The organism is Kitasatospora acidiphila, from assembly GCF_006636205.1.
Lineage (GTDB): Bacteria > Actinomycetota > Actinomycetes > Streptomycetales > Streptomycetaceae > Kitasatospora > Kitasatospora acidiphila.
Genome location: NZ_VIGB01000003.1, coordinates 6,361,732 through 6,387,697, shown reverse-complemented (window position 1 = coordinate 6,387,697; position 25,966 = coordinate 6,361,732). Strand labels below are relative to the sequence as shown.

Annotated in this window: 17 protein-coding genes and 1 pseudogene; 7 read left to right on the top strand and 11 right to left on the bottom strand. The window is 72.0% G+C overall.

From position 1 onward, the window contains the following. Window positions 1–57 precede the first annotated feature (57 nt). Complete coding sequence (locus E6W39_RS30195) at window positions 58–525, bottom strand: RDD family protein (protein WP_141636192.1); 468 nt, start codon at window positions 523–525, stop codon at window positions 58–60. A gap of 281 nt (window positions 526–806) precedes the next feature. Between E6W39_RS30195 and glnA the strand changes: the two genes are divergently transcribed. The 4 genes from glnA to E6W39_RS30175 all read left to right on the top strand — a co-directional run bounded on the left by glnA (window position 807) and on the right by E6W39_RS30175 (window position 5,873). Next, window positions 807–2,219: a type I glutamate--ammonia ligase gene (glnA, locus tag E6W39_RS30190; protein WP_101380010.1), complete on the top strand. Its 1,413-nt coding sequence runs from the start codon at window positions 807–809 to the stop codon at window positions 2,217–2,219. Window positions 2,220–2,510: 291 nt separating this feature from the next. Further along, window positions 2,511–3,416 (top strand): glycosyltransferase 87 family protein, encoded by a 906-nt coding sequence (locus tag E6W39_RS30185; RefSeq protein WP_141636191.1) that lies wholly within the window; start codon window positions 2,511–2,513, stop codon window positions 3,414–3,416. Further along, a complete protein-coding gene (locus tag E6W39_RS30180) occupies window positions 3,401–3,754 on the top strand; it encodes a glycosyltransferase family protein (RefSeq protein ID WP_141636190.1) in 354 nt (117 codons plus the stop codon). Before E6W39_RS30185 ends, E6W39_RS30180 begins: the two co-directional genes overlap by 16 nt. A 508-nt stretch (window positions 3,755–4,262) precedes the next feature. Next, window positions 4,263–5,873, top strand: coding sequence for a DUF2079 domain-containing protein (locus E6W39_RS30175; RefSeq protein ID WP_141636189.1), 1,611 nt, complete (start codon window positions 4,263–4,265; stop codon window positions 5,871–5,873). Window positions 5,874–5,948: 75 nt separating this feature from the next. On the opposite strand, the pseudogene E6W39_RS42125 reads toward E6W39_RS30175, so the two are convergent. Continuing rightward, a pseudogene (locus tag E6W39_RS42125) lies at window positions 5,949–6,760 on the bottom strand (PP2C family protein-serine/threonine phosphatase). 475 nt (window positions 6,761–7,235) lie between these two features. Between E6W39_RS42125 and E6W39_RS30165 the strand changes: the two are divergent. Both E6W39_RS30165 and E6W39_RS30160 read left to right on the top strand, forming a co-directional pair. Beyond that, complete coding sequence (locus E6W39_RS30165; RefSeq protein WP_141636187.1) at window positions 7,236–7,595, top strand: ArsC/Spx/MgsR family protein; 360 nt, start codon at window positions 7,236–7,238, stop codon at window positions 7,593–7,595. Beyond that, window positions 7,592–8,140: a DUF1697 domain-containing protein gene (locus tag E6W39_RS30160; protein WP_141636186.1), complete on the top strand. Its 549-nt coding sequence runs from the start codon at window positions 7,592–7,594 to the stop codon at window positions 8,138–8,140. Before E6W39_RS30165 ends, E6W39_RS30160 begins: the two co-directional genes overlap by 4 nt. A gap of 51 nt (window positions 8,141–8,191) precedes the next feature. Here E6W39_RS30160 and E6W39_RS30155 read toward each other — a convergent pair whose 3' ends face one another. From E6W39_RS30155 to pulA, 8 genes are all read right to left on the bottom strand, one after another. Then, window positions 8,192–8,872: a hypothetical protein gene (locus E6W39_RS30155; protein WP_141636185.1), complete on the bottom strand. Its 681-nt coding sequence runs from the start codon at window positions 8,870–8,872 to the stop codon at window positions 8,192–8,194. 157 nt (window positions 8,873–9,029) lie between these two features. Then, window positions 9,030–9,689: a hemerythrin domain-containing protein gene (locus E6W39_RS30150; protein WP_181799505.1), complete on the bottom strand. Its 660-nt coding sequence runs from the start codon at window positions 9,687–9,689 to the stop codon at window positions 9,030–9,032. A gap of 279 nt (window positions 9,690–9,968) precedes the next feature. Further along, a complete protein-coding gene (locus E6W39_RS30145) occupies window positions 9,969–11,000 on the bottom strand; it encodes an alpha/beta hydrolase (protein WP_228718413.1) in 1,032 nt (343 codons plus the stop codon). Between the two features lie 244 nt (window positions 11,001–11,244). After that, window positions 11,245–12,531: an ROK family transcriptional regulator gene (locus E6W39_RS30140; RefSeq protein WP_141636182.1), complete on the bottom strand. Its 1,287-nt coding sequence runs from the start codon at window positions 12,529–12,531 to the stop codon at window positions 11,245–11,247. Window positions 12,532–12,636: 105 nt separating this feature from the next. Continuing rightward, window positions 12,637–12,975, bottom strand: coding sequence for a P-II family nitrogen regulator (locus E6W39_RS30135; RefSeq protein WP_141636181.1), 339 nt, complete (start codon window positions 12,973–12,975; stop codon window positions 12,637–12,639). A 92-nt stretch (window positions 12,976–13,067) separates the two neighbouring features. Then, window positions 13,068–14,189: a tetratricopeptide repeat protein gene (locus E6W39_RS30130; RefSeq protein WP_141636180.1), complete on the bottom strand. Its 1,122-nt coding sequence runs from the start codon at window positions 14,187–14,189 to the stop codon at window positions 13,068–13,070. 96 nt (window positions 14,190–14,285) lie between these two features. Then, complete coding sequence (locus tag E6W39_RS30125; protein ID WP_141636179.1) at window positions 14,286–15,677, bottom strand: helix-turn-helix domain-containing protein; 1,392 nt, start codon at window positions 15,675–15,677, stop codon at window positions 14,286–14,288. A gap of 324 nt (window positions 15,678–16,001) precedes the next feature. Continuing rightward, on the bottom strand, window positions 16,002–21,503 hold the full coding sequence (gene pulA / locus E6W39_RS30120; protein WP_141636178.1) for a pullulanase-type alpha-1,6-glucosidase: 5,502 nt from the start codon (window positions 21,501–21,503) through the stop codon (window positions 16,002–16,004). A gap of 333 nt (window positions 21,504–21,836) precedes the next feature. Between pulA and E6W39_RS30115 the strand changes: the two genes are divergently transcribed. Continuing rightward, complete coding sequence (locus E6W39_RS30115; protein WP_141636177.1) at window positions 21,837–22,802, top strand: phosphatase PAP2 family protein; 966 nt, start codon at window positions 21,837–21,839, stop codon at window positions 22,800–22,802. A gap of 82 nt (window positions 22,803–22,884) precedes the next feature. Here E6W39_RS30115 and E6W39_RS30110 read toward each other — a convergent pair whose 3' ends face one another. Continuing rightward, window positions 22,885–25,926 carry a bifunctional [glutamine synthetase] adenylyltransferase/[glutamine synthetase]-adenylyl-L-tyrosine phosphorylase gene (locus tag E6W39_RS30110; RefSeq protein WP_141636176.1) on the bottom strand — a complete coding sequence of 1,014 codons (3,042 nt, stop codon included), beginning with the start codon at window positions 25,924–25,926 and terminating at the stop codon, window positions 22,885–22,887. Between the last annotated feature and the right edge of the window lie 40 nt (window positions 25,927–25,966).

Here is a 25,966-nt window from a genome sequence, read left to right as displayed (position 1 = left end):
GCAGGGCCCCTCTCATACGTTCCCGACGACGTCGTGCGATCTCTCGCTCTCGGCGCTTCAGCTCCGGACCTCGACGGTGCCGACCGCCTTGTCGTGCAGCCCGCGCTGGTCCCGGTCCCAGATCAGTGCCGGCACCACCAGGCAGAGCAGGAGGGTGCGCAGCAGCACCTGCGGGACAGTCGCCCGGTTGCCGTCCAGCCGGACCAGCCGCAGTCCGAAGAGCCGCTTGCCGAAGGTGGTGCCGGCGGTCGCCAGCAGCACCGCGTTGACGGCGAAGAAGACCGGCAGCCCGTAGATGTTGGCCTTGGCCAGGTTGCCGTGGGCGAGCAGGCCGAGGGCGATGATGTTGGCGATCCAGCCGTCGACGAACAACGCGCCGATCCGCCGGCCCGGCCCGGCCACGGCTCCGGAACCGGTCTGCGGGCGGCCCAGCCGCTCACCGCGGTAGCCGAAGTCGGCCCCCATGCGCTCGGCTGCGGCCTTGGGGCCCTCCAGCCACGATCCCAGTGCTTCTCTGCTGTCCACGAATCAACAGTAGCCGGGCTTACCGGGCGCACCGGCGGCGACTCCCCCTGCGGGTGAATCCCGCTTGGCCGACAGCCCGAGTGGTCTAGTCCACCCAGCAGGAACGTCCCTGCCGTGGACACGATTTGCCCCGTCCCGCCCGGTTTTGCCATCCGTCCGGGGGAGGCTGCTTAACATGGGGGAAACGAATGGGTCACCGCGAGGAAACGGCCTGTTCCTATCGTGAGCCCACCCCGAACCGGTTGGGACGGCCGGCCGACGGACGGGTAGAGGAGACTCCGATGTTCAAGAACGCGGACGAGGTCAAGCAGTTCATCGCGGAGAACGACGTCAAGTTCGTCGACGTGCGGTTCTGTGACCTGCCTGGCGTCATGCAGCACTTCGCAGTCCCGGCAGCCACCTTCGATCCCGACGAGACGCTGATGTTCGACGGCTCGTCGATCCGCGGGTTCCAGGCGATCCACGAGTCGGACATGGCCCTGGTGCCCGACCTGGCCACCGCCAGACTGGACCCGTTCCGAAGCGAGAAGCACCTCAACATCAACTTCTTCATCCAGGACCCGATCACCGGCGAGGCCTACAGTCGCGACCCGCGCAACATCGCCAAGAAGGCCGAGGCCTACCTGGCCTCGTCCGGCATCGCCGACACCGCCTTCTTCGGCCCCGAGGCCGAGTTCTACGTGTTCGACTCGGTGCGCTTCGACACCAGCGCCAACGCGTCGTACTACCACATCGACTCGGAGGCCGGCGCCTGGAACACCGGCTCCACCGAGGGCGACGTGCGCGGCTACAAGGTCAAGTACAAGGGCGGCTACTTCCCCACCCCGCCGGTCGACCACTTCGCCGACCTGCGCGCCGAGATGTCCCTGGAGCTGGCCAAGGCCGGCCTGCAGGTCGAGCGCCAGCACCACGAGGTCGGCACGGCCGGCCAGGCGGAGATCAACTACCGCTTCAACACCCTGCTGCACGCCGCCGACGACCTGATGCTGTTCAAGTACATCATCAAGAACGTGGCCTGGCGGAACGGCAAGACCGCCACCTTCATGCCCAAGCCGATCTTCGGTGACAACGGCTCCGGCATGCACGTGCACCAGTCGCTCTGGGCCGAGGGCGCGCCGCTCTTCTACGACGAGCAGGGTTACGCGGGCCTGTCCGACACCGCCCGCTACTACATCGGCGGCCTGCTCAAGCACGCCCCCTCGCTGCTCGCCTTCACCAACCCCTCGGTGAACTCCTACCACCGCCTGGTGCCCGGCTTCGAGGCCCCGGTCAACCTGGTCTACTCGCAGCGCAACCGCTCAGCGGCGATCCGGATCCCGATCACCGGCTCCAACGCCAAGGCCAAGCGCATCGAGTTCCGTGCGCCCGACCCGTCCTCCAACCCGTACCTGGCCTTCTCCGCGATGCTGATGGCCGGCCTGGACGGCATCAAGAACAAGATCGAGCCGCTCCAGCCGGTCGACAAGGACCTCTACGAGCTGGCCCCCGAGGAGCACGCCGGCGTCCCGCAGGTGCCGTCCTCGCTCCCCGCGGTACTGGAGGCCCTGGAGGCCGACCACGAGTACCTGCTGGCCGGCGGCGTCTTCACCCCGGACCTGATCGAGACCTGGATCGACTTCAAGCGCACCAACGAGATCGCCCCCATCGCCCTGCGCCCGCACCCGCACGAGTTCGAGCTCTACTACGACCTCTGAGAATCCGCTCCCCGTCTCGCGGCCGCACCCGCCTCCAGGGCCCGCCCCTCGCCCGAAGGGGCGGGCCCTGCGGGCACTGGCCCATATCGACCCCGAAGGACTGATCGCGAAGCGCCATTCGCGCTCTCGAAGATCGCACGCGAATCCAGCCTCACAGGGCGTACTCACACAGGTCGGATATCGTTGCAGATCTCGTCCGGACTGAGGGATGGTCCGGGTCGTCTCAACAGGGGGGTCGTCCCAGTGCACGCGAGCGATCGGCCATTCTGGGGCAAACCGGGCCGAGATCGCATGCCCGACAGACCCGCCGCTCCCGGCGCCGGGCAGTCGTTCGTCTGGCCGGCCGCCGTGCTGTCGCTGCTGTCCCTGGTGGCCTTCATCGCGCTCCGGCACCACCAGCACCACTCCATGGTGGACATGCTGGTCTACCAGGCCGAGGGCGCGGCGGTGGTGCACGGCCAGGACCTCTACGCGATGCGGCTGCCGGGCTGGGACCTGGCCGCCACCTACCCGCCGTTCGCGGCGCTGCTCTTCGCGCCGAGCGCCTGGGTGCACGCCGCGACACTGCGGATCATCGTGATGGTCCTCAACATCGGCCTGCTGGCCCTCGCCGTCCACCTCTCGGTGAAGCTGGCGGGTTGGTCGGGTCGGCGGTACCACGCGGCCGCGGTGCTGCTCGGGACCGGTTTCGCGGTCTGGCTGGAGCCGGTCTTCACCACCCTGCAGTACGGCCAGGTCAATCTGGCCATTCTCTGCCTGGTCCTGTGGGACATGACCCGCTCGGAATCCTGCGCCCACAAGGGCGTCGGCATCGGGCTGGCCACCGCCATCAAGATCACGCCCGGCCTGTTCGTGGTCTATCTGCTGCTCACCCGCCAGTTCCGGACCGCCGCGGTCTCGATCGGCACCTTCCTCGGAGCGGCGCTGCTCGGCTGGCTGGCACTGCCGGGCGCCTCGGGCAGCTTCTGGACCCGCTACCTCTGGGACACCCGGCGGGTCGGCGAGGTCCAGCTGGTCGACAACCAGTCGCTGCGCGGTGTCGCGGCCCGACTGCTGCACACCGAGCAGCCCGGGACCGCGGTCATGGCGGTGGCCGTGCTGGTCGGGCTGCTGGGGCTGGCGGTCGCCGTGGCGGCCGGCCGTTCGGCGAACGTGCTGCCCCGGGCCGAGGCCTGGGGGCGATGGCCACCGCGATAACCGCCCTGCTCGTCTCCCCGATCAGCTGGACCCATCACTTCGTCTGGTGCGTGCCGCTGCTGGTCCTGCTCGCCGCCGAGGCCCGCAGCTGGCCGGCCCGGGGCCTGCTCGCCGTGGTGTCGGTGGCCTTCCTGTCGTACGCCATGTGGCTGGCGCCCAACCAGGACGGCCGGGGCGTGCCCTTGTCCTGGCAGCTGCCGTCGGCGCCCTACGCGCCTGTCCTGATCGCGGTGCTGATCTACCTGGGCGTGCGGATACGTCAGGCCCGACAGCTGCCCGCGGTCGCTGCGGAGGCCGATCTGATCCTCCAGCAGGCGGAGTTGGAGTCGATCCACTAGCGCACCACACCGCGCCCTGGGCGAACCCGATCGAGGCGCACCTGCATCGAGCTGAGAACGTCGGTGGCGCCCACGCTTTGCGAGGCGGCACCAAGTGGTCGGTCAGCTCGGGTGGTTGGCCGGCAGGCGGGGGTGAGTTCCTGGTAGCCGACGAACACCATGCCCTCGGATTCCACGCCCACTGCCGGCCGACCATGAACAAAGCAACCGCACGTACGTGCAGTTAAAAGAGCGTCAGATGTAAGCCGCCTCACATCGCCGATCGTTCAAGTACCGGCCGCCTGCCCGAATTCGACTGGGCATCGCATTCATGATGAGTCGTCTGGGCTGAACGTCTCGCTGCCTGCTCCGTCGTCCACGGCGTCCCTCAAACGGCTGGACCTTGACCGAATGGCCGCTTCCCGGTGCTGCCAGCGTCACGACAGGCGCTACAACCGCTACGAGAAGCAGCCGCCCGGCAGCCGGATCCGGCAGGGGCACGACTCGTGAAGCGCCAGCAAGGAACCACGTGAGCATCCAGACCGCACCGCCGCAGCCCACCGCCGTCAGGCCTGAGGCCCGGAAGGGCCGCAGTCCGCAACGCCTCTCGGACACCCAGCGCACCCTGCTGCTGACCGGGCTGTGCTTCGCCGCCTTGCTCGGCACCGACCTGCGGGCCTGGTCCTCGGTGGGGCTCGGCGGGTTCGACCTCGGGATCTTCGACCAGGGTGTGCGCGGCTACGCCCACTTCGGGCTGCCGGTCTCCACGCTGAAGTACTTCCACCACGAGTTCCCGCCCGGCTTCTCGCTGCTGGGCGACCACTTCTCGCCGATCCTGGCGCTGCTGGCCCCGCTGTACTGGGTCTGGGACGACCCGCGCTCGCTACTGCTCGGCCAGGCGCTGCTGTTCGCCGCCGGCGTCCCGCTGGTCCGGCGGATCAGCGACCACGCCTTCGCCGCCGCCGAACCCGTGGTGCGGCGGCGGGCCCGCGATCTGGCCGGGCTGGTCTTCGGGCTGGGCTGGCCGCTGCTGGTCGCCTCCCAGGTCGGGTTCCACGAGGTCGGCTTCGCCGTGCCGCTGACCCTGCTGATGCTGGAACGCGGCATGGCCCGCGAGTACCGCCCGGTGGTCCTGGCCGCCGTGCTGCTCTGCTGCACCAAGGAGGACATGGGCCTGGTGGTCGCCGCCTACGGCCTGGTGCTGCTGTGGCGGGGCCGCGGCTCGGCTGCAGCCCGCACCGCTCGGCAGACCGGCGGCTGGCTGCTCGTCTCCGGGCTCGCGACCACCGCGATCACCGTCCAGTGGGCGATCCCGACGATGGGTGGGGAACCCGGCTACTACTGGCATTACGACGCCGTCGGCCCCAATGCTCCCGCCGCGGCCCTGCACGTCCTCACCGACCCGCTGGTGCTGCTGCGCGCCGCCACCGACCAGACGCTGAAGCCGCTACTGCTGCTCTGGCTGTTCGGCACCCTGTTCCTGCTGCCGCTGCGGTCCGCCACGGCGCTCTGCGCGGTGCCGCTGCTGGCCGAGCGGATCCTCTCCAGCAACCCCAACCACTGGTCGGTCGCCCGGCACTACGACGCCTTCCTGTGGCCGATCCTGCTGACCGCGACCATCGAGGTACTGGGCCGCCTGCACGGCCGGGGCCGGCCCCGGCGGGTCCAGTGGCTCGGCATCGGCTTGGCGGGCGTCAGTCTGGCCACCGCCGTGCCGCTGGGGCTGGCCGAGCTGGCCATCCCGTCGCAGTGGTCCCCGGGGCCCCGCCAGGTCACGTTGCTGAAGGCCACCGCGTTGATCCCGGACGGCGCCTGGGTGGAGGCGGACAACCAGATCGCGCCCCGGCTGACCGCCCGGGACCACGTGGTCCTCGTCGACCAGACGCCGCGCGGCTGCGAGTACGTGCTCATCCGGTCCCTCGGGCGCTCGTTCCCGTTCGCCACCGACCAGCAGCAGCGGGACCGGATCCGGCTGCTGCTGGCCCACGGCTACCGGCAGGTGTGGGGGAGCAACGGCGTCGTGCTGCTGCACCGGTGGCAGAGCGAGCCCGTTCCCGGTGAGCACGTCCCGGTGCCCGGCGGCAAGCCGGTCCAGGACGTGGTGCCGGCGGACGTCGGGCACAACCTGTTCGAGGGCTGAGCCTCAACGGCCGAGCCTCAAGGGCTGATCCGAAAAGGGCCGTCACCCCGAAAGGCCGTCACCCCGAAGAGGCCGTCACCCCGGATGTGCCGCCTGCCCGCGAACGGGCGCCGGGGTGAGTGCCAGCAGGGCCAGGTCGTCGCGGGCCGGGCCGGTGTGCCGGGCCAGGTCCTCGGTGACGAACGAGACCAGCTGCTCGGGCACGACCGAGGGGCGGCCGTGGAACCGGGTGGCCAGCCGGGCGGTCAGCGGGTAGAACCGGCCGGCCCGGTCCCGGGCCTCGGTGACGCCGTCGGTGTGCAGCAGCAGCGTCTGGCCGGCGGCGAACGGAATGGTGGTCGGCGCCGGGGCCGACTGGCCGCGCAGATGCCCGAGCCCCAGCGGCAGGTCCTGCGGGCAGTGCACCGTCCGCACCGCACCGCCCCGAGCAGCACCGGGTCCAGATGGCCCCGGTTGACCACGTCCAGCCGGTCCGCGCCGGGCCGGTGCTCCAGCAGCACGGCGGTGATGAACAGCTCCTCGTCGCCGCTCTCCAGCGCCCCGCGGCGCACCTGGCGGTCCAACAGCTCGGCCAGTTCGCCCAGTTCGCGTACCTCGTGGGCGGTGGCCCGGAATGCGCCGAGCAGGTCGGCCACCGCCCGCACCGCCTCCAGACCGCTCCCCCGCACATCGCCGAGCAGCACCCGGGTGCCGAACGGGGTGTCGCACAGCTCGTAGAGGTCGCCGCCGATCGCCACCTCCGCCTGGGCGGCCTGGTAGCGGCCGGCGGTGCGCAGCTCGCCGACCTGCTCCGGCACCGGGTGCAGCACGGTGCGGCGCAGTGCCTCGCTCACCGTGCTCGCCAGCACCAGGTGGCGGGCCTGCCGGACCCGCTGCAGGGCGAGCATCACACCGGCCAGGGCGGCCAGCCCGGTGGACAGGTACACCCAGACGTGGTGGTGCTCGTAGAGGTGCCCGGCATGGCTGGCCACCAGCACCTGGAGCACCAGGGCGCCGGCGCCGGACGCGGCGGTGAGCCACGGCCCGAAGCCGAAGGCGACCAGCACGGGCAGCGCGGTGAGCAGGAACCCCGCCGCGGTGGCCTGCGGGAACACCGCCTGGATCACCAGGTCGGTGAAGAGCAGCAGCACCGGCAGCCAGCGCACCCAGCGCGGCGGGGAGCCGGGCTCGGCCACCGCTCGCGGACCGGCCGGACAGCGCGGCTCGGCGGGTGCGGGCACGGCGGGGCTCCTCTGGGTCCTGGTCTGAGTGGGCATGCCATCCATGGTCGCGTAACCGCCGGAGGCCCGTGCGAGGGCGTTCGACCCCGCGGAGCGGGCCCAAGGTCCCGTTTCGGTCACCTGCACCACATACGCTGAGCCCATGGAGATCTGGATCAATCCCCGCTGCAGCAAGTGCCGGGTCGCGCTCACCGAGCTCGACGCGGCCGGCCTCGACTACACGGTCCGCCGCTACCTGGAGGACCCGCCGTCGGTGGCCGAGCTGGAGGCGGTGCTCGGCCGGCTGCACCTGGAGCCGTGGGACATCACCCGGCTCGACGAGGCGGTGGCCAAGGAGCTGGGCATGCGCGAGTGGCAGCGCGGCGACGCGGCCCGGGCGCGCTGGATCGCCGCGCTGGCGGAGCATCCGATCCTGATCCAGCGGCCGATCATCACCGCCGACGACGGGCACGCCGTGGTGGCCCGCAGCGAGGAGGCGCTGCGGTCGGTGCTGCCGTCGTGACCACCTGGGTGGCGCTGCTGCGCGCGGTGAACGTGCCCGGTCGGCAGGTGCGGATGGAGCGGTTGCGGGCGCTCTTCGCGGAGCTGGGGCTGGCCGGGGTGCGCAGCTACATCCAGAGCGGCAACGTCTTCTTCCAGGATCCGGCCGGCCGCGACCGGGCGGAGCTCGCCCGGGTGATCTCGGCGCACCTGCGGGAGGCGCTCGGCTTTCCGGTGCCGGTGCTGCTGCGCACCGTCGAGGAGCTGGCCGCCGTGGTCGAGGCCGACCCGTTCCGCGGGGTCCCGGTCACCGAGGACGTGCGGCTCTGCGTGGCCTTCCTCACCGAGCCGCTGCCCGCCGCCCTGGCGCTGCCGGCCCGGTCGGCGCGGGGCGACGTCGAGGTGATCGCCGCCACCGAGGGCGAGGCCTTCATCGTCGGGCGGATCATCGGCGGGCGCCCGGTCGGCGCTCCGGACCCGGTCTTCGGCAAGGACTGGACCGGCGAGACGACCGTCCGCTTCTTCCACACCACCGCCAAGATCCTGGCGGCGGCCCGCAAGGGCTGACCGGCACCCGGTCAGCCCTTGCGGTGCACGCCGCTCAGCCGCGGAGGCTGATCACTTGGCGCTGAGCCGGTTGACCGCGGCCGTGCTCAGCTGGAGCGCGTCGGTGGAGAGCGGCACCATCGCCTTCTGCACCTTCGCGGCGTCGGGCTGCTTGGCGGAGGCGGCGCTGACCAGGACACCGGCGTGCTGCCGCAGCGCGGTCAGCAGTTCCGCCACGCCCTTGGCGGCGGCCGGCTGGGTGTCCCGCTGGATCGGCCCGCCGAACTGCACCGGGCCGCCGGGGTCCTCGGCCGTGCCGGGCTGCTCGGGGCCGCCGGGGTTGACGCTGCCCGGCTGCGCGGCGCCGGCCGGCGAGGCGAAGCCCGCCGGGTCGACCGGCGCACCGGGCACGCCCGACTGGTCGTCGGCGGTGGTGGCGGTCTCGGCGGGCAGCTCCGCCTTGAGCTTGTCGGCGGCGGCGGTCAGCTTGGCCAGCTGGTCCTTGAGCGCGGTGGGGTTGACCGCGGCCCCGTTCACCGGGCTGCTGGTCGCGGCGAGGTCGCCGACCAGGTGCAGCACGGCGCCGAGGTCGCCGATCGCCGCGAGGGTCTTGGGCGCGGTGGGGGTCCCCACAGCCGGGCTGATCATCGGGTGGTTGTCAGCGGCGGCGTGGCTGATGGCGATGCCCGTGGTGACGGCGAGCGAGCCCGCCAGCGCGCCGGTGACGAGGACCGAGGTCCACTTCTTCTGCATGAGGGTGGTGTTCCTTCCAAGGTTGGCTCAGGCCGGTTACGGCCTGTTCCTACCTTCTCCACCCACGGTCACCGACCGCACCACGGGTAACCCGAATGTGCGCCAACTCCTGCTCCGGATGCGACGGATCGGGCGCCGAAAGTCGGCTGCGCCCGGTTCAGTCCCCGGACGGCACCGCGCCCCACAGCTCCTCGGTGCACCGCGCGTAGACAGCCTGCCAGTGCGGCCACTGGCGGGCGGTCAGGTCGTCGCACTCGGCGAGCAGCGCGTCCACCTGCTCCGGCGCCACTCCCTCCAGCAGCCAGGCCAGCGCGTCCGGTGCGCCGGGCCCGTCGGCCAGCCGCAGCAGGTCCAGCAGCTCGCCCAGGGTGCCGACCCGGGACTGCGGGGCGAGCAGCTGCGCCATCACCGGCAGCACCTGCTCCTCCTCGATCCGCAGATGGGTCTCCAGCCGGGCGGCCAGCTCCTCGACCGCGTAGGCCACCGGCCAGGCGCTGGCCGGGTCCCGGGTGCCGATCCGCATCAGCGTGGTGGTCCGGGTGAAGGAGTGGTCCAGGTTGTGGTGGTCGTCCTCCAGCCAGTTGATGAGCAGCCGCAGCTCGGGGGCGAACCGGCGCAGCATCGGCCAGATCCGCCCGTCCTGCTGCTCGTGGTGGCAGGTGAGCATGGCGGTGAGGAAGTCCCAGTGCCGCTGCAGCGCCTCGGCGCTCGCCTCGTCATCGGGCTGCAGCAGGCGCAGCGCGGTGGGGATCCGCTGCAGGTCACGGCGGAGGGCGGCGTGGACCAGGCGGAGGCCGGCGAATCGGACGGGACGCACGGCTGGAACCGCCTCACTGGCGCCGCGCTGGGCGGGGACGGAAAGCAGATGCGACTGCATGGCACTCTTCTCGGCACTCAGGGCGGACTCTGGAGGGACCTGGCGTCGACGTCCACCCGTGCTGGTCGGGTAGCGCGATGCCGTGGCCCACAGCGTGTCCGCAGTCGATCAGAACCGAATCAATGCTGGATTGCCGTGCAGGTCAGAGGCCATACGGGGACGAAACAGGGCGGTGCTGACGAGATGTCAGCACCGCCCGTTCGTCGGTCGCGGCCAGGGTCAGGGAGCGGACGGCCCCGCCATGTTCTTGGTCAGCCACTGCAGGGTGTCCGGGATCATCTTCTTGAAGTGCGAGGTGAGGTGCTTGCCGCCGGGCTGCTCGTAGTAGTCGATCTTCAGCGGCGGGGCGGCCTTGGCCACCCAGTTCTTGACCAGCCTCACCTCGTCCGGGGTGGCGCCGCCCGCGGTGGCCAGCATCCGCACGTCGGCCTTGGACTGGCTGACCAGCACATCCGGGCTGTTGGCGAGCCGCTCGGCCTCGTGGCCCTTCCAGAAGGAGGAGTCCGGGTCGAAGTAGCCGTCGATCGGCACCGCGGCCTTGTACTGATCGGGGTGCTGCATGGCCAGCTTGGCGCTGCAGAACGCGCCGGTGGAGGCGCCCATCAGCCCCCAGCCGTCCCGGCTCTTCAGGGTGCGGAAGTTGGCGCGCACGAAGTCCGGCACGTCCTGGGTCATCCAGGTCTCCATCTTCGGCTGGCCGGGGATGTCGCTGCAGTCCAGGGTCTGGTGCTCGTTGGACACCAGGTTCTGCACCGGCATCACCATGATGAACGGGGCGGCCTTGCCCTGCTTGACCAGTTGCTCGTCCTCGACCTGGATCGGCAGCTGGTCGTCGGTCCAGGTGTTGTAGCCGTTGCTCTGGCCGCCCGCGTAGAGGGTGAGCACCGGGAAGCCGTAGTCGGCGTACTTGGGGTCGTTGTACTCCGGCGGCAGCCAGATCCAGACCTTGGCCGTCACACCGGACTTGGGCCCGGCCAGCGTGGTCATCATGATCGGGCCGGCCGCGGTGTCATGGGCCTTGGTCAGCTGGGTGGCGGGCCCGGTGGGCATCAGCACCTTGGAGTCGCTCGCACTCGGCGAGGCGCTCGGCTGACTGCTCGCCGCACCGCTCGGTGCGGCCGAGCCGTTCGGCGACGCTGCCGCCGAGGCCCCCTTGGCCGCATCGGCCGCCGACTTCTTGCCATCGTCGGAACCGCCGCAGGCCGTGAGCGCGGTGGCCAGGGCCAGGACGACGGCGGTGGACGAAAACACACGGGAACGACTGGGGCGCGGCTGCACGGTGGGCGGACTTCCGGCTGGTGGGTGGATGCCCGGGCCGAACGAGCCCGGGCCGCGCCGGCCCGAGACCGGGCGGCGACTTGTGCAGATCTTATGACGACACCGGGGCCCGCAGCGGTTCCGACCGAGCGGACCATCAGTCAATCTTCGGTGGGGCTTTGGCATCGCGGCCGCGCCTCGTCCGACTGCCCGCCGGACCCTCGGACGACGGCCCGGGTCACAGCAGTCCGAGCGAGCTGAACGGCTCGGTGATCACCCGCTCCAGCACCGGCACGGCGGAGGAGCGCACCAGGGTCCGGGCGCCGAAGTCGGCGGGCACGATGTCGGCGGCCACCGAGGGGCCGCGATGGCTGCGCCGGGCGACTTCGGCGCGCAGGTCGTCCAGGTACTCGTCGGCCACCAGGATCCCGCCGGCCAGCACCACCCGGCTCGGGTTCACCAGGTCGACCACGGTGGCGATCGCCCGCCCGGCCCGGCGGGCCCGGCGGCGCAGCAGCTCCTGGGCCCGCTCGTCGCCGCTGCCGGAGCCGGCCGGGCGGGCGTTCGCCACCAGCCGCTCCAGGTCCAGCGAGCCGCCGGTGCCGGGCCGCCCCGCCGCATCCAGCAGACCGGCCGCGCGGGCCTCGGCCAGCAGCGCGATGTCGCTCGCCGCCACGCTCAGGCAGCCGGTCCCGCACTTCGGGCAGCGAACTGACGGGTCATCAGTGGCCGGCAAGTGCTCGATCCCGCCGGCCGCCGCCCCCGGACCGCGGTGCACGGTGCGGTCCACCACGATCGCGGCGCCCAGCACGTTGCCCAGGAACACCAGCACGAAGTCGTCGACCTCGCGCCCGACGCCGAACCACAGCTCGGCCCGCGCGATCGCCCGCACGGTCTGCTCCAGCACCACCGGACCGGGCAGCCGGTCGCCGAACTCGGCGAGCAGCGGCACGTCGCGCCAGCCCAGCGGGCCGTGCTCGACCACCAGCCCGCGGGCGCCGTCCACCCAGCCCCCGATGCTCACCCCGGTGCCGACCAGCCGCCGCCCGCCCAGCCGCTCCCGCAGGAACGTCCCGATCGCCTCCGCCGCCCGCCCGACCAGCTCGCCCGGGCCGAGCCGCGCCGGGTCGGCCGGGTGCACGATCTCGCGTTCCGCGATGATCCGGCCGCCCAGGCCGACCAGGCCGAAGGTGGTGCGCAGCAGGTCGATGTGCACCCCGAGCGCCACCGTGTGCTCGCCGTCCACCCGCAGCGGCACCCGCGGCCGCCCCTGGGTCGGCTCGGCCGGCGCCAGCTCGGCCAGCAGGCCGGCCTCGATCAGCACGGCGGTCAGCTTGGTGACGCTGGGCGCGGACAGCCCGGTGTGCCGGACGATCTCCGCGCGCGACACCGGCCCGTAGGCGAGCACCGCACGCAGCACCGCCGAGGCGTTCCCCTGCCGCATGTACTCGGCCCGCTGCCCGGTGGTGATCAGCCCCTGGGGCCGCTGCTTGCGCTGCTCCCGCTGCGCACTGCGATCGGTCACGATGGTCGCCCTCCTCCCCGGCACTCTATTGCTGCCCCGCGGCGCTCATCCCGCCCCCGTCCAACTGCTCTTCCCACTGGGTCACTTCACGGCGTCCGCCGACCCTCAGATCGCGTCCGGCCCGCGCTCCCCGGTGCGGACCCGGATCAGGGTGTCGACCGGGAGGGCCCAGACCTTGCCGTCGCCGATCCGGCCGGTGCGGGCGGCCTGCACGATGGCGGCCATCACCCGTTCGGCGTCGTCGTCCTCCACCACGGTCTCCAAGCGCACCTTGGGCACCAGGTCGACCCGGTACTCGGCGCCCCGGTAGACCTCGGTGTGGCCGTGCTGGCGGCCGTAACCAGTGGCTTCGGTGACGGTCAGGCCGTGCACACCCAGCTCCTGCAGCGCGGCCTTGACCGCCTCCAGCTTGAACGGCTTGAGGACGGCGGTGATCAGCTTCATACCGCGTGATGGTAGGCGCTCGATGCCCGATTCGGCCGCCCACCTGGCCCTTTACAGTTCACTTGACCCTGATTGACATCGCCGGACGGCGCTCAGGAGAGTGCCCGCCGCCGTCCGGGCACCGGCACGGGGGCGGCGGGCAGGCCCAGCACGGTCAGCGCGGTCTGGTAGGCCGTCATCGCCTCCTCCGCCTGCTGCCGCTCGGCCCAGACGTCGCCGAGCTGGCGCCACAGCACGGCGACCGGGCGGGCCGACGACGCCCGCCCCAGCAGCGCCGCACAGCCGCGCAGCTCCGTCTCCCCCGGCCCGTCCTGGCCGGCCAGCAGCCGGGCCCGGGCCGCGGCCAGGGCGAGTTGCGCGCGGTAGTGCCAGTGCGGCTGCCGGCCCCCGTCCAACCGGGCGCGGCCGCGCGCCACCCAGCCCAGCGCCGCGTCCGGCTCGCCGAGTTGGACCAGCGCCTCGGCGTGCAGCGCCATCGCGAACACGGCCTCGTGGAGCTGGGCGTGGTCCGCCAGGATCGGATGGGCGGTGGCGAGCAACTCGACGGCGCGGCACGGCTCGCCGCCGGCCAGCAGCACCGTCGCCAGGTTCACCCGGAGCATGCCCTGGTGCCGCTCGTTGTCCGCCTCGGCCATCAACACCAGGGCCCGCTCGGCCAGTTCGAGCGCATCCGCGAGGCGGCCCTGCTCCCGGGCGATCACCGAGCGGTTCCACTCCACCGCGCCCCGGGCCACCCGCGAGTCGGCACGCTCGGCGAGCGGCAGCAGTTGCTCGGCCAGCAGCTTGGCCGAGGTCAGATCGCCGCGCACCACGTAGCACCCCATCAGGGTGGAGCCGAGCTGCAGGTGCTCGTGGATCGGCTCGACCTCGGCGGCGGCCAGCTCGCGCAGCGCCCGCTCCCCCAGGTCGATGCTCATCGCATGGTCCCCGACGTCCCGGTAGCAGCGGCACAGCCCCACCGTCAGCAGCGCCCAGTCCGCGCTGCCCGGCACGGCCTCGGGCGCGACCAGCAGCTCCCGGTACTCGGCGATCGCCTCCTCCAGGCGTCCCAGCTTCTCCAGCGCCCAGGCCTGTCCGCGGCGGGCCCGCCAGGCGATGGCCGGGTCGGGCGGCGGCTCCGCGGCCAGCACCCGTCTGAAGACCGCCAGCGCCGCCGTGTCCCCGCCGGTGCGCAACGCCAGTTCGGCGAATGCGGTGTCCAGCCGAAGTGACACGGTTCCCCCCAAGGTGACGGGCCACCGACGCCGCGGGCACCGGCGGTCCGCCCCAGGCTACCCGTCAACTTCCATTCCAACCATGGGTGTCAAGGCTCACAGCCGGTGAACTTCGTGAGCGCTCGGCAGGGCCGGGCGCAGCGCCGCGGGCAGCGGCGCGGCGCCGGACAGCCCCGCGGCGGCGAGTCCCTGGCGGTAGGCCCGCATCGCCGCCTCGGAGTCCTGGTTGTTCAGCCACAGGTCGCCGAGCGCCCGCCAGGCCTCGGCCAGATCGCGCCCGGCGGCCAGCTGGGGGCCGTCAAGCAGCCGCTCGGCGGTGCGCAGCGAGGCGGCCGCCTGATCCGGGCGGCCCTGCAGCCGGCGGGCCTCGGCCAGTTGCAGCCAGGCCCAGACGCAGACGCCGGTCGGCTCGGTGCCGGCCAGCTGCAGTGCGCGCTCGGCGTGGGCGGCTCCCTGGGCGTACTCGCCGAGCATCACGTCGGCCCGGGCCAGGCTGAGTTCGCAGCCGGCCCGGTCCAGTCGGCGGCCGTGCAGGGCGAGTTCGCGGCCGGCCGAGGAGAGGTAGCTCTTGGCCCGGTCCGGCTCGGGAAGCGGCCCGTCCAGCAGCAGCGAGCCGTAACCCGCCTTGAGCAGCCCGAGGCAGCGGGCCACGTCGTCCTCGGCGGGCAGCGCCAGGGCGCGTTCCGCCAGGGTGAGGGCGAGCGCGGTGTTGCCGACCGACTGGGCGCGGCGGCTGGCCGCTTCGAAGGCGGTGGCGCGCACCACGGGCGTGGCCGGCTGCTCGGCCTGCGGCAGCAGCCGGTCGGCCAGGCAGCGGGCGGCCCGCAGGTCGCCGTTGCGGTGGTGCGCCTCGATCAGCACCACGCCGAGGCCCAGGTGGTCCTCGGTGGGCTCGCTGAGCACGGCGTCCAGTCGGCCCAGGGCGTGCTCGCCCGCCTCCACCGCGCTTCCGGGTTCGCCGGCCAGCAGGTGGCAGCGGCAGAGCGCGACGGCCAGCCGCAGCCACTCCACCGAGCCGGGCCCCAGCACGGTCTCCCGGTAGAGCCGGTGCAGCTCGCCGAGCGCCTCGCCGGGCCGACCGAGCCGCTCCAGCGCGTCGGCCCGGGCGATCATGGCCCGCCGCAGGGTGGGGCCTTCGGCGGGCGGCTCCTCGGCCAGCACCGCCTCGCAGGCCGTCAGCGTCCGCTGGTAGTCGCCCTCCCGCAGGGCCAGCTCGCCCATCGTGACGCAGAGCAGCAACTCCCTTTGGCGTTCCCGCTCCTGGCTGCTCTCCCGTCCGGTGCGCAGGTACTCGACTGTGCAGCCTAGTTCGCCGGCCAGTCGGCGCAGGATCGCCGGGGTGAGCGGCCGCTTGCCGGACTCCAGCAGCGACAGGTAGCTGACCGAGAGGCCCTCGCCGGCCAGGTCGCTCTGTTTGAGCCCGCGCTCGCGGCGCAGATCGCGAAGGCGGCGGCCGATCTCACTGGTGGCGTCCTGCCCCGATTCCATGCGCGTCCTTGCGTTCGAGTTGTCACAAGCCGGGTCGACCGCGTGCGCGTAGGCCCGTCGGCGGCGGGTGTGCGCGCAACTCGCCGTCGGCCGGCGGGGCGACCCGAAGCCAACTTGACTCCATTGTTTACAGGATTGACAACGCCACTCCAAGTCCGCCGGAGCATCAATTGACAGAAAGTCGGGCCCGTTATCCGGACCCGACTTCCTCAATTAGTGCTGATCAGCGGCCCGATCAGCGGCGACTCCAGTTCTGCCACCTGCCGAGGCGGCTCGCGGTCGGTCGCTGACTTGGTACTTGGCTGGTGCTGACTTGATACTGACTCACTGTTGTACGAACACCGCCACCGTGCGTGCAGGAACTGTGAAGATCCCTGAATCCGACTGGAAAGCGGTCTGCTTGACCACCGCGTCGGCGCCATTGGCCTGGACCGGGTGCAGTTTCTCGGCAGTGCCGCGCAGTGCGTCCACCCGCTGGGTCTGGGTGACCGGGGTGGCGTTGAAGACCACCGTCAGACCGCGCTCGGCGCCCGCCAGGCCGGTGCCGTCCAGGTGCATGGTGATCACGCCCGGCACCTCGGCCGCCGTGCCGGAGAGCGGGAAGCTCAGCCGGCGCTGCACGTCCGCCGCAGTGGGCAGGGCGAACAGCGGGGAGGACTGCTTGATCTGGAGGAACTGGCGGTACTGCTCGGCGGTCGCGCTGATCTGCGAACACCCCATGGTGAGCGCCGAGTTGTCCAGCAGCGCGGCATCGGTGGGCCACATCGACCGGTTGTCGGCGGCCGGCGGCAGCCCGTGGCCCCAGCCGTTGCCGTCGGCGCACTGCCAGTGGATCGCGTTGAACCAGTCGCCGGAGTTGAAGGAGTTGCTGTCCAGCGACTTGGAGCGGAGCAGGTCGCTGCCGGCCACCGCGAAGCCGGGGCCCTGGGTGAGCGCCGTCAGCGACAGGCCCAGCGCCTGCATCCGGGCCCGGTCGGCGGGGCTGGTGCCGGTCGGCAGCTTGTAGGCGAGCGCGTCGAACAGGTCGGTGTTGTCGTGCGCGTCCAGATACTCCACCGCCTCACCGGGGTTGGCCGCATAGCCGGTGGGCGAGCCGTTGTAGTCGACCTGCGCCCCGGTGACCGCCTTGCCCGTGCTGTCGGTGAACGAGTAGCCGGCCAGGTTGCCGGTCAGGCCGACCTTGATCTGGTCCATCTGGTGCAGCAGGGTCGACTCCTGCTGATCAGAACTCCCGTTCGCCGCATTGCCGTTGGGGTCGGTGAACAGCCCCGAGGCGAAGCCCTGCTGCGGCGCGGAGGAGAGCATGAAGGTGCCGCCCCGCCCGGCGTCGCGGATCCGGTCGTTGAAGGTGGCGATCCCGGTGCCGGCCATGTTCAGCTGGGTGGCCTGCTCGAACCGGGCGTTGTTCGCCACCACGCCGAAGTTCCAGCCCTCGCCGTAGAGGAACTCCGCGGCGCCGTCCACTCCGTCGTGCTGGAGGGTCAGCTTGTGCAGGGCCGACTGCACGTCCAGCATGGTCGACTTGGGATCCAGGCCCATCAGGTCGAAGCGGAAGCCGTCCACCTTGTACTGGCCGGCCCAGGTGGTCACCGAGTCGACCACCAGCTTGTTCATCATGGTGTGTTCGGGCGCGGTGTCGGCGCAGCAGCTGTCCGTGGTGACGGCGCCGGTGTCGCTGAGCCGCTGGTAGTAGCCCGGCACGATCCGGTCCAGCACCGAGTGCGGGTCCTGCCCGGCGGCTGCCGTGTGGTTGTAGACCACGTCCAGCACCACCCGCAGGCCGGCTTGGTGGATCGCCTGCACCATCTGCCGGAACTGCACGGTGCGTTGGACGCCGGTCGGGTCACTGGCGTAGGCGCCCTCCGGGACGGTGTAGTGCAGCGGGTCGTAGCCCCAGTTGTAGGCGTCCTGGTCGGCGACGGTCGCGATGCACTCCTGCTGCTTGGGGCTGTCCTTGGGCAGCGCGGCCAGATCGCACGGCGGCAGCTTCTGGTCGGCGGCCGGCGGGATGGAGGCGATGTCGAAGGTGGGCAGCAGGTGGATCGTGGTCACGCCGGCCTTGGCCAGCTCGCGCAGATGCTGCATGCCGGCCGACTGCGACTCGGTGAAGGCCAGGTAGGTGCCGCGTTCGGCGGCCGGCACGGTGCCGTCCGCCGCCGAGAAGTCGCGCACGTGCAGTTCCTGGATCTGCTGCTTGGTGGGCGGCACCGGCGCCGGAGCCCGGTCGGTGTCCCAGCCGGCCGGCTTGGTCGAACGGTCGGTCAGGTCGGCGACCAGGCTGCGCTGCGAGTCCGGTGAGAGCGCCACCGAGTAGGGGTCGGTCACCAGGTTGGTGACCAGCTGCTGGACGCTGGGCGCCCAGACCTTCACCTGGTACTGGTAGTACTTGCCGGCCAGTTCGGACCGGCTGCCGGTGAGCGACCAGACGCCGGTGGCGTCGTCGCGCTTCAGCGGGACCGTCCGCGGGGTGCCGCCGGTCGGGCCGCCGTAGAGCTGCACCGCGACGTCCGCCGCCGTGGGCGCCCAGAGCGCGAGGGTCACCCGGTTGTCCTGGTAGACCGGGCCGAGCTTGGCCTGTGCGGCCTTGCTGCCGTACAAGTCGTCCAGCACGCCTGGCAGTTGCACGCCGGTGGCGGACAGCACGGCGCCGTTCGGCAGGTGCTCGGTGAAGATCAGCTGACCGCGCAGCGCCTGCGGGATCCGCTTGGCGTCCCGCTGGTCGACGCTGAAGGCGCGGTAGCCGGCCAGGTTGGGGTACTTCTTCTTCTGGGCGTCGGTCAGGCCGCCGGCCACCGGGTTGAGCCGCAGCCAGTAGCCCGGCTTGCTGAGCACGCCCTTGTTCAGAGAGATCCCTCCCGCCGGGTCGTAGACCAGCTGGGCGCTGGTGCCGCCCTGCAGGGCCGCGTCACCCGCGCCGTAGCCGGCCGGTACCGCGACCGTCGAGGCGTCCAGCCACTGCGCCTTGGCCGTGCTCAGGTCCAACTGCGCGCCGCTGGTGGCGACTTCGGGCAGCAGATAGCCCTCCTGGCCGCCGAGCACCCAGACCTCGCCGCCATGGGTGGCAAGGCTGAGCGACTGGTCGTCGGGCAGGTCCTTGGTGTCGCCGTTGTGCACGATGTAGCTCAGGCTGGTGGCGCCGGCGGCCAGCGGGACCTCGAAGACGTCACCGAAGGCGTCCTGCCGGGCCGGCGGCAGCGGGTGGGTCCAGTCGGTGGGCGAGGCGGCACCGGTCCAGACGTGCAGGCCCCAGCCGGCGTAGTTGCCGTCGGCCCGGTGGTAGTGGATCACCGCGCTCCCGGCCGCCGGCGGCGGTGCCGGGTTAGTGGTGTAGACGGTCGGATCGCCCTCCTTCACCCACACCTCGCCGGTGCTGCCGACGTCGATGTGGCGGTCCGCCGCGACGTCCTTGGTGCCGTTGTTCTCCACGATGAAGCCGACGTCGGAGGCGGAAGGGTTCAACTTGACGTAGGCGAAGGCGCCGTAGGCGTCGCGGCCGATGAACGGGTGCCCCGCGGGCCAGGTGGTCTGCTCGCCGTCGGCGATGTCACCCCAGGCGTAGAGGTTCCAGCCGTCGTAGTTGCCGTCCTCGCGCTGGTAGTGCACCACCGCGTACGGATGCGAACCGGCGGTCGGGGGCGACTGCGGGGCCGGGGTGCCGGTGGTGAAGCTGCCGGTGGCCGCGCGCAGGTGGCCGGCGTCGTCCGCGACCACCGCCTTGAAGCGCACCACGGTGCCGGGGGCCACGCCGGACAGGTCCCAGGTCACCTTGTCGGCACCGGAGTCCGAGGTTCCGAGCAACTGCCATGGGCCGTTGCCTATTTGAGCGGCATAGCCGACCCGGTGGAAGCCGTCGCCGGACACCTGCGCCCCCAGGGTGACCTGGCCGGTGCTCCCGTCGGCCGGCATGACCGGCGTGATCGCGGGTGTGGCCGGGGACGGCGCGAGCTTGGCGGCGGCCTGGTACACCACCGAGGAGAGCGGCGGCACCGTGACGGTCAACTGCCGGTCCGCACCGGTGGTGAGCCTCTGCCCGGTGGCCGGGTAGATCTTCTCGAAGCCCATGTCGGCCGAATAGGTGCCCAGTTGGACGGTCTGCGGGGTGGTCGCGTTGTTCACCGCCACCAGGTACTCGACCTGCTCCTTGGCGTCGATCCGGGAGAAGGCGTACACCCCGGGCCCGTTGGCCGCGTACCGCTGGATCTGGGCGCCGTCCGCCAGCGCCGGGTTGGCGGCGCGCAGTTTGGCGAGGTCGGAAATGCCTTGGTAGATAGGCCCGTTGGTGCCGTAGCGGTCCATCGAGCCGGAGGGCCCGCCGATCACCGGGTCGGCCGCGTAGGAGGCCGTCCTGGTGGCGAACATGTCCTGGCGGGCGTCCTTGTCACCGCCCGGCCCGGTGAAGCCCTGCTCGTCACCGTAGTAGACGACGGGCTGGCCGCGCGTCAGGAACTGGAGCTGGTCGGCCAGTTGGTCCTTGGCCAGCAGCGTGCCCTGATCGGCACCGGGGTTGTCGGCGAGCAGGAACGAGCCGATCCGGCCCATGTCGTGGTTGCCGGTGAAGGTCGGCAGCTCGTACGCGTTGGTGTCGGCCGAGGTGTAGCGGTAGTCCTGCGCGTACAGGTCGGCCAGCGCCTGCGCCGAGCCACCCTGCGAGACATAGCGCCGGGCCGCGTCCTGGAACGGGAAGTCCAGGGTGGCCTGCAACTTGCCCTTGGTCACATAGGGCGAGGTGACGGCCGGGTCGGCGGAGTAGACCTCGCCGAACATGAAGAAGTTCTTGTTGCCCTGCTTGGCCGCGAACTGCTTGAGCGCGGGCGCCCATTGCTGCCAGAACGCCATGTTGACGTTCTTGACGGTGTCGATCCGGAACCCGTCGACGCCGGTGGTGCGCACCCAGTCCTGGTAGACCTGCTCGAAGCCGCGCACCACGCGCGGATCCTGGGTGTCCAGGTCGTCCAGGCCGGAGAAGTCGCCCTCGGTGCCGGACTCGCCGGCGAAGGTGGAGTCGCCGCGGTTGTGGTACAGCGTGGGGTCGTTGAGCCAGTCCGGCTTCTTCACGCCTGACTGGGTCACCACCGGGGTGTACGGGAACGAGTCGGGCGTCAGATCCGGGTAACCGGCCGTGTGGTTCGCCGCGTTGGCGTCCGCGATCGCGGTGGTGTCGACCGGGGCGCCGTTCTTGTCCAGCACCGGGTAGGCGCCGGTGGAGCGGTAGGCGTGGCTGCCCTCGGCGTAGTCGATGACGTCCGCGGTGTGGTTGGTGATGACGTCGAAGAAGACCTTGATCCCGCGCTGGTGCGCCTTCGCTATCAGCTCCTTGAGCTGGTCGTTGGTGCCGAAGTGCGGGTCGACCTGGGTGAAGTCGGTTATCCAGTAGCCGTGGTAGCCGGCCGAGGCGCTGGCCCCGGTGCCCTGCACCGGCTTGTTCTTGAAGATCGGCGCCAGCCAGATCGCGGTGGTGCCCAACCCCTTGATGTAGTCGAGCTTGTCGATCACGCCGGCGAGGTCGCCACCGTGGTAGAAGCCCTTGTCGGTGGGGTCGAAGCCGTTCTGCATCCGGGTGCCGGTGATGCCGCCGGTGTCATTGCCCTGATCCCCGTTGGCGAACCGGTCGGGGAGGACGAAGTAGTACTGCTCCCTGGTGAGGTCGTGGCGGTCGGCCTGGCCGGCCACGGCCCGGTCCGACGGCGGGGCCGGGGCGGCGGCCGCCGCGGGCAGCGGGGAGACCGCGCCCAGGGCGGCCGCGGTGAGCGCGACGGCCAGCAGCACCCCCGTCCGGCTCCGTCTCCTTCTGGTGGCGCTCCTGGGGTAGCGCGGAACAGCGGGCACAGCGGCTCCCTTGCCGGGCTCGTCGTCGTTCGGGTGGCGAGGACGCTAGCGGCTGAAATATCTTTCAGCAAGATGCAGAAAGGACAAACAGCCACCTGTCCGGAATCCCCAAGCCCCTTGTCCCGCAAGGGACCCTGCGTGGCCGGGCCCCTGGCGACGGCGTAACAATGGAATCCATGTGTGTTCCTCCGACGCGTCGCCATCGGGCGTAGCGTGCCGACTCCCCCGTCCCGACTGGGGGTGGTCACCTAGTACCGCGGGAGGACAGCCGGTGACGAATCCACGACCAAAGGATGATCGGACGGCCACAGAACGTCTGGCAGACTCTTCCCCATGGGGGAATCGACCATCCATGTGCCAGGCAGCGACGACACCGCCGCGCCCCGTCACGGCGATTCCGTTCAGACCCCGGGCGGCGCGGCCGCCGAGGCCGCGAACGGAACCGGCGGCAGCACGGCCGTCAGTTCGGCCGACTCGCTGCGCCACCGGATCGCCCGCGCCCGCCGCCGCCCCAAGCGGCCCCGGCTCTGGTTCGAGATCGCCCTGATGGGCATCACGTACTGGCTGTACAACATCGTGCGCAACGCGATCCCGCAGCAGGACGCGATCGCCCAGCGGCACGCCACCTGGGTGTGGCACACCGAGCAGGACTTCGGCATCTCCATCGAGCGCTGGGTCAACCACACCCTCGACAAGGTGGGTTGGTTGATCACGGGGATGAACTACTACTACGCCACGCTGCACTTCATCGTGACCCTCGCGGTGCTGATCTGGCTCTACCGCAGCCACCCCGGGCGGTACGCGGCCGCGCGCCTGGTGCTCGCCGTCACCACGATCATCGCCCTGGTCGGGTTCTACCTCTTTCCGCTGGCACCACCCCGGCTGATGAACGGCGGCGGCTTCGTCGACACCGTGATCACCCATCACACCTGGGGCTCCCTGGCCTCGGGCGCGGCGGCCAGCGTCACCAACAAGTACGCGGCGATGCCCTCGATGCACATCGGCTGGTCGATGTGGTGCGGGCTGAGCATCTTCTTCCTGGCCGAGCGCACCTGGGTGCGGGCCCTGGGCCTGGCCTACCCGGCCGCCACCCTGGTGGTGATCATCGCCACCGCCAACCACTTCTGGATGGACGCGGTCGGCGGCGCGGCCTGCCTGGCCGTCGGCTTCCTGGTGGCCCGGCTGGTGTACCACCGCTGGGCCTTCCAGTTCCCGCAGATCCCGGCCTCCTGGCAGGCCGAGGCCGGCACCCTGCCGGAGCAGCGGCCCACCCCGGTGGGGGTCAAGGTCTCCCGCTGAGCCGGCCCTGACCGCCCAGCCGCAGGCGGCGTCCCCGCAGTCAGCCGTAGGCGCCGTCAGCCGCAGCCGGCCATAGGCGCCGTCACCCGTAGAAGGCCCGCTCGACCACCGAGCGCGCCCGCCGGGTGATCCGCCGGTAGTCGTCCACCAGCTCGCCGGTGCGGCCCGCGCCGTACCCCAGGTAGCGGGCCACCCCCGCGAGCTCGCGCGGTTCGCTGGGGAAGCTGTCCCCCGGGCGGCCGCGCACCAGCATCACCGCGGACCGCACCCGGGAGGCCAGCACCCAGGCGGTGTCCAGCACCTCGCCGTCCTCCGCGTTCAGCAGCCCGGCCCGGACGGCGGCCAGCAGTGCCTGCCTGGTCCGGGTGGTGCGCAGTCCGGGCAGCTCATGGCCGTGCCGCAGCTGGAACAGCTGCACCGTCCACTCGACGTCGGCCAGACCACCCCGGCCGATCTTGGTGTGGGTGGTCGGATCCGCCCCGCGCGGCAGCCGCTCGTTCTCGATCCGCGCCTTGATCCGCCGGATCTCCCGCAGATCGGTCTCGGACACCCCCTCGGGCGGGTAGCGCAGCGGATCGATCAGTTCGACGAACCGCTCCCCCAGCTCCTGGTCCCCCGCCACCGGCTCGGCCCGCAGCAGCGCCTGGCTCTCCCAGACGTGCGACCAGCGCTGGTAGTACGCCCGGTACGAGCCGAGGGTGCGGACCAGGGCGCCCTGCCGCCCCTCCGGCCGCAGGTCGGCGTCGACCAGCAGCGGCGGCTCGGTGGCCGGGGCGGCCAGCAGGGTGCGCAGCTCGTTGCAGACCGAGCGGGCCGCGGCGGCCGCGTCGTGCTCGGTGTCCGGCAGCGGCTCGTGCACGAAGAGCACATCGGCGTCCGAGCCGTAGCCCAGCTCATGGCCGCCGAACCGGCCCATCGCGATCACCGCGATCCGGGCCGGCAGCGGCTCCCCGTGCTTGCGCTCCCAGTCGGCGACGCAGCCGGCCAGTGCGCCGGACAGGGTGGCCGCGTTGAGGTCGGTGAGCGCGTTGGAGGCCAGCTCCAGCGCCTCGGCCCCACCCTCAGATGTCGCTGCGTCGCCGAACCGGCCGAGCAGATCGCCTGCCGAGGTGCGGAACAGCTCGCGGCGGCGCACCGAGCGGGCCGCCGCCACCGCCTGGGCGGCGCTCGGCGCCCGGCCCACCGCCGCCATGATCTCGCCCTCCAGCGCCTGCCGGCCGCGCGCCTCCAGACCGCGCGGATCGCCCAGCAGCGCCACCGCCTCGGGCGCCCGCAGCAGCAGGTCGGGCGCCAGCCGGCCGGCCGACAGCACCCGGGCCAGGTCCTCGGCCGCGGCGCTCTCGTCCCGCAGCAACCGCAGGTACCAGGGCGTGCGGCCGAGCGCGTCGGAGACCTGGCGGAACCCCAGCAGCCCGGCATCCGGGTCGGCCGAGTCGCTGAACCTGGCCAGCAGCACCGGCAGCAGGGTCCGCTGGATCGCCGCCTTCCGGCTGACCCCGCTGGCCAGCGCCTGCAGGTGGCGCAGCGCGGCCGGCGGGTCGGCGAAGCCCAGCGCCTCCAGCCGGGCCTGGGCCGCCTCGGGGGTCATCGCGGGCGTGCCCGGCGTGAGCGCCTCCCCGCCGGACAGGTTGGCGACCGCGGTCAGCAGCGGACGGTAGAAGAGCTTCTCGTGCAGCCGCCGGACCTCCAGCGCATGGCGCTTCCACTCGCGGTTCAGCGCGGCCACCGGGTCGGCCCGGGTGTCGTCGTTGATCATCGGGGCCAGTGAGCGGGCCAGCAGGCGCAGATCGGCCGGGTCGGTCGGCATCAGATGGGTGCGGCGCAGCCGGTGCAGCTGGATCCGGTGCTCCAGGGAGCGCAGGAACCGGTAGGCGCTCTCCAGCGCGGCCGCGTCGGCCCGGCCCACGTAGCCGCCGGCGGAGAGCGCCCGCAGCGCGGCCAGGGTGTTGCCGCTGCGCAGCTCGGGGTCGGTGCGCCCGTGGACCAGTTGCAGCAGCTGGACGGAGAACTCCACGTCGCGCAGGCCGCCCGGGCCGAGCTTGAGCTGCCGGTCCACCTCGGTCACCGGGATCGCGTCGATCACCCGGCGGCGCATCTGCTGGACGTCGGCGACGAAGTTCTCCCGCTCGGCCGCCTGCCACACCATCGGCGCCAGCGCCGTCGCATAGGCCTCGCCCAGCTCGGCGTCGCCGGCCACCGGGCGGGCCTTGAGCAGCGCCTGGAACTCCCAGGTCTTGGCCCAGCGCTGGTAGTACGCGATGTGGCTGGCCAGGGTGCGCACCAGCGGGCCGTTGCGGCCTTCCGGGCGCAGATTGGCGTCCACCGGCCAGATGGTGCCCTCCCGGGTGGTGTCCGAGCAGAGCCGCATCATCGCCGCGGCCAGCCGGGTGGCCGCCTGCAGTGCGCGGCTCTCCTCGACGCCCTCGCGGGCCTCCGCCACGAAGATCACGTCCACGTCGGAGACGTAGTTCAGCTCCCGGCCGCCGCACTTGCCCATGCCGATCACGGCCAGCCGGCAGGCGTCGGCGGCGGCCGGCTCCTGCTCGGCGGCGATCTGCAGCGCGGTGCGCAGGGTGGCGCCGGCCAGGTCCGCCAGTTCGGCCGCGGTCTGCTCGAAGTCGGCGGTGTCGCTCAGGTCGCGGGCGGCGATGGTGAGCAGGCAGCGCCGGTAGGCGGCGCGCAGCGCGTCGGCGGGCTCGGCCGGCGAGTCGCGCACCTGCTGCTCCAGCTCCCGGCGGAAGTCGGCGATGCCCGGGTGGATGTCGCGCAGCTCGAAGGTGACCAGCGCGTGCCAGTCCCGGGGGTGGGTGGCCAGGTGGTCGGCGAGCGCGGCGGAGGCGCCCAGCACGCCCAGCAGCCGGTCGCGCAGCGGCTTCGAGGCGGTCAGGGTGTCGCGCAGGGCCTGCCGCTCGTCGTCCGGGAGCGCCTCCAGCAGGCGGGCCAGGCCGAGCAGCGCCAGGTCCGGGTCGGCGGTGGCCCCGAGCGCGTCGAGCAGGATCGGGTCGTCGGCCAGCCCCACCAGCGCGGGTGCGCTCAGCCGGCGGACGGCGGCCTCGGGGTCGGTGAAACCCCGGCGGACCAACCGGTTCTCCGGTCGGCTGAGGCGGTTCCCGGCAGCGGACATGCGCCCTCCCGTCGCTCCGTGCGCTTGGCTCGATCATCTC

Coding starts and splice junctions, on each gene's coding strand:
- glnA (WP_101380010.1), top strand. CDS start 807: ATGTTCAAGAACGCGGACGAGGTCAAGCAGTTCATCGCGGAGAACGAC.
- E6W39_RS30185 (WP_141636191.1), top strand. CDS start 2,511: ATGCCCGACAGACCCGCCGCTCCCGGCGCCGGGCAGTCGTTCGTCTGG.
- E6W39_RS30180 (WP_141636190.1), top strand. CDS start 3,401: ATGGCCACCGCGATAACCGCCCTGCTCGTCTCCCCGATCAGCTGGACC.
- E6W39_RS30165 (WP_141636187.1), top strand. CDS start 7,236: ATGGAGATCTGGATCAATCCCCGCTGCAGCAAGTGCCGGGTCGCGCTC.
- E6W39_RS30155 (WP_141636185.1), bottom strand. CDS start 8,872: ATGCAGAAGAAGTGGACCTCGGTCCTCGTCACCGGCGCGCTGGCGGGC.
- E6W39_RS30135 (WP_141636181.1), bottom strand. CDS start 12,975: ATGAAGCTGATCACCGCCGTCCTCAAGCCGTTCAAGCTGGAGGCGGTC.
- E6W39_RS30125 (WP_141636179.1), bottom strand. CDS start 15,677: ATGGAATCGGGGCAGGACGCCACCAGTGAGATCGGCCGCCGCCTTCGC.
- E6W39_RS30115 (WP_141636177.1), top strand. CDS start 21,837: ATGGGGGAATCGACCATCCATGTGCCAGGCAGCGACGACACCGCCGCG.
- E6W39_RS30110 (WP_141636176.1), bottom strand. CDS start 25,926: ATGTCCGCTGCCGGGAACCGCCTCAGCCGACCGGAGAACCGGTTGGTC.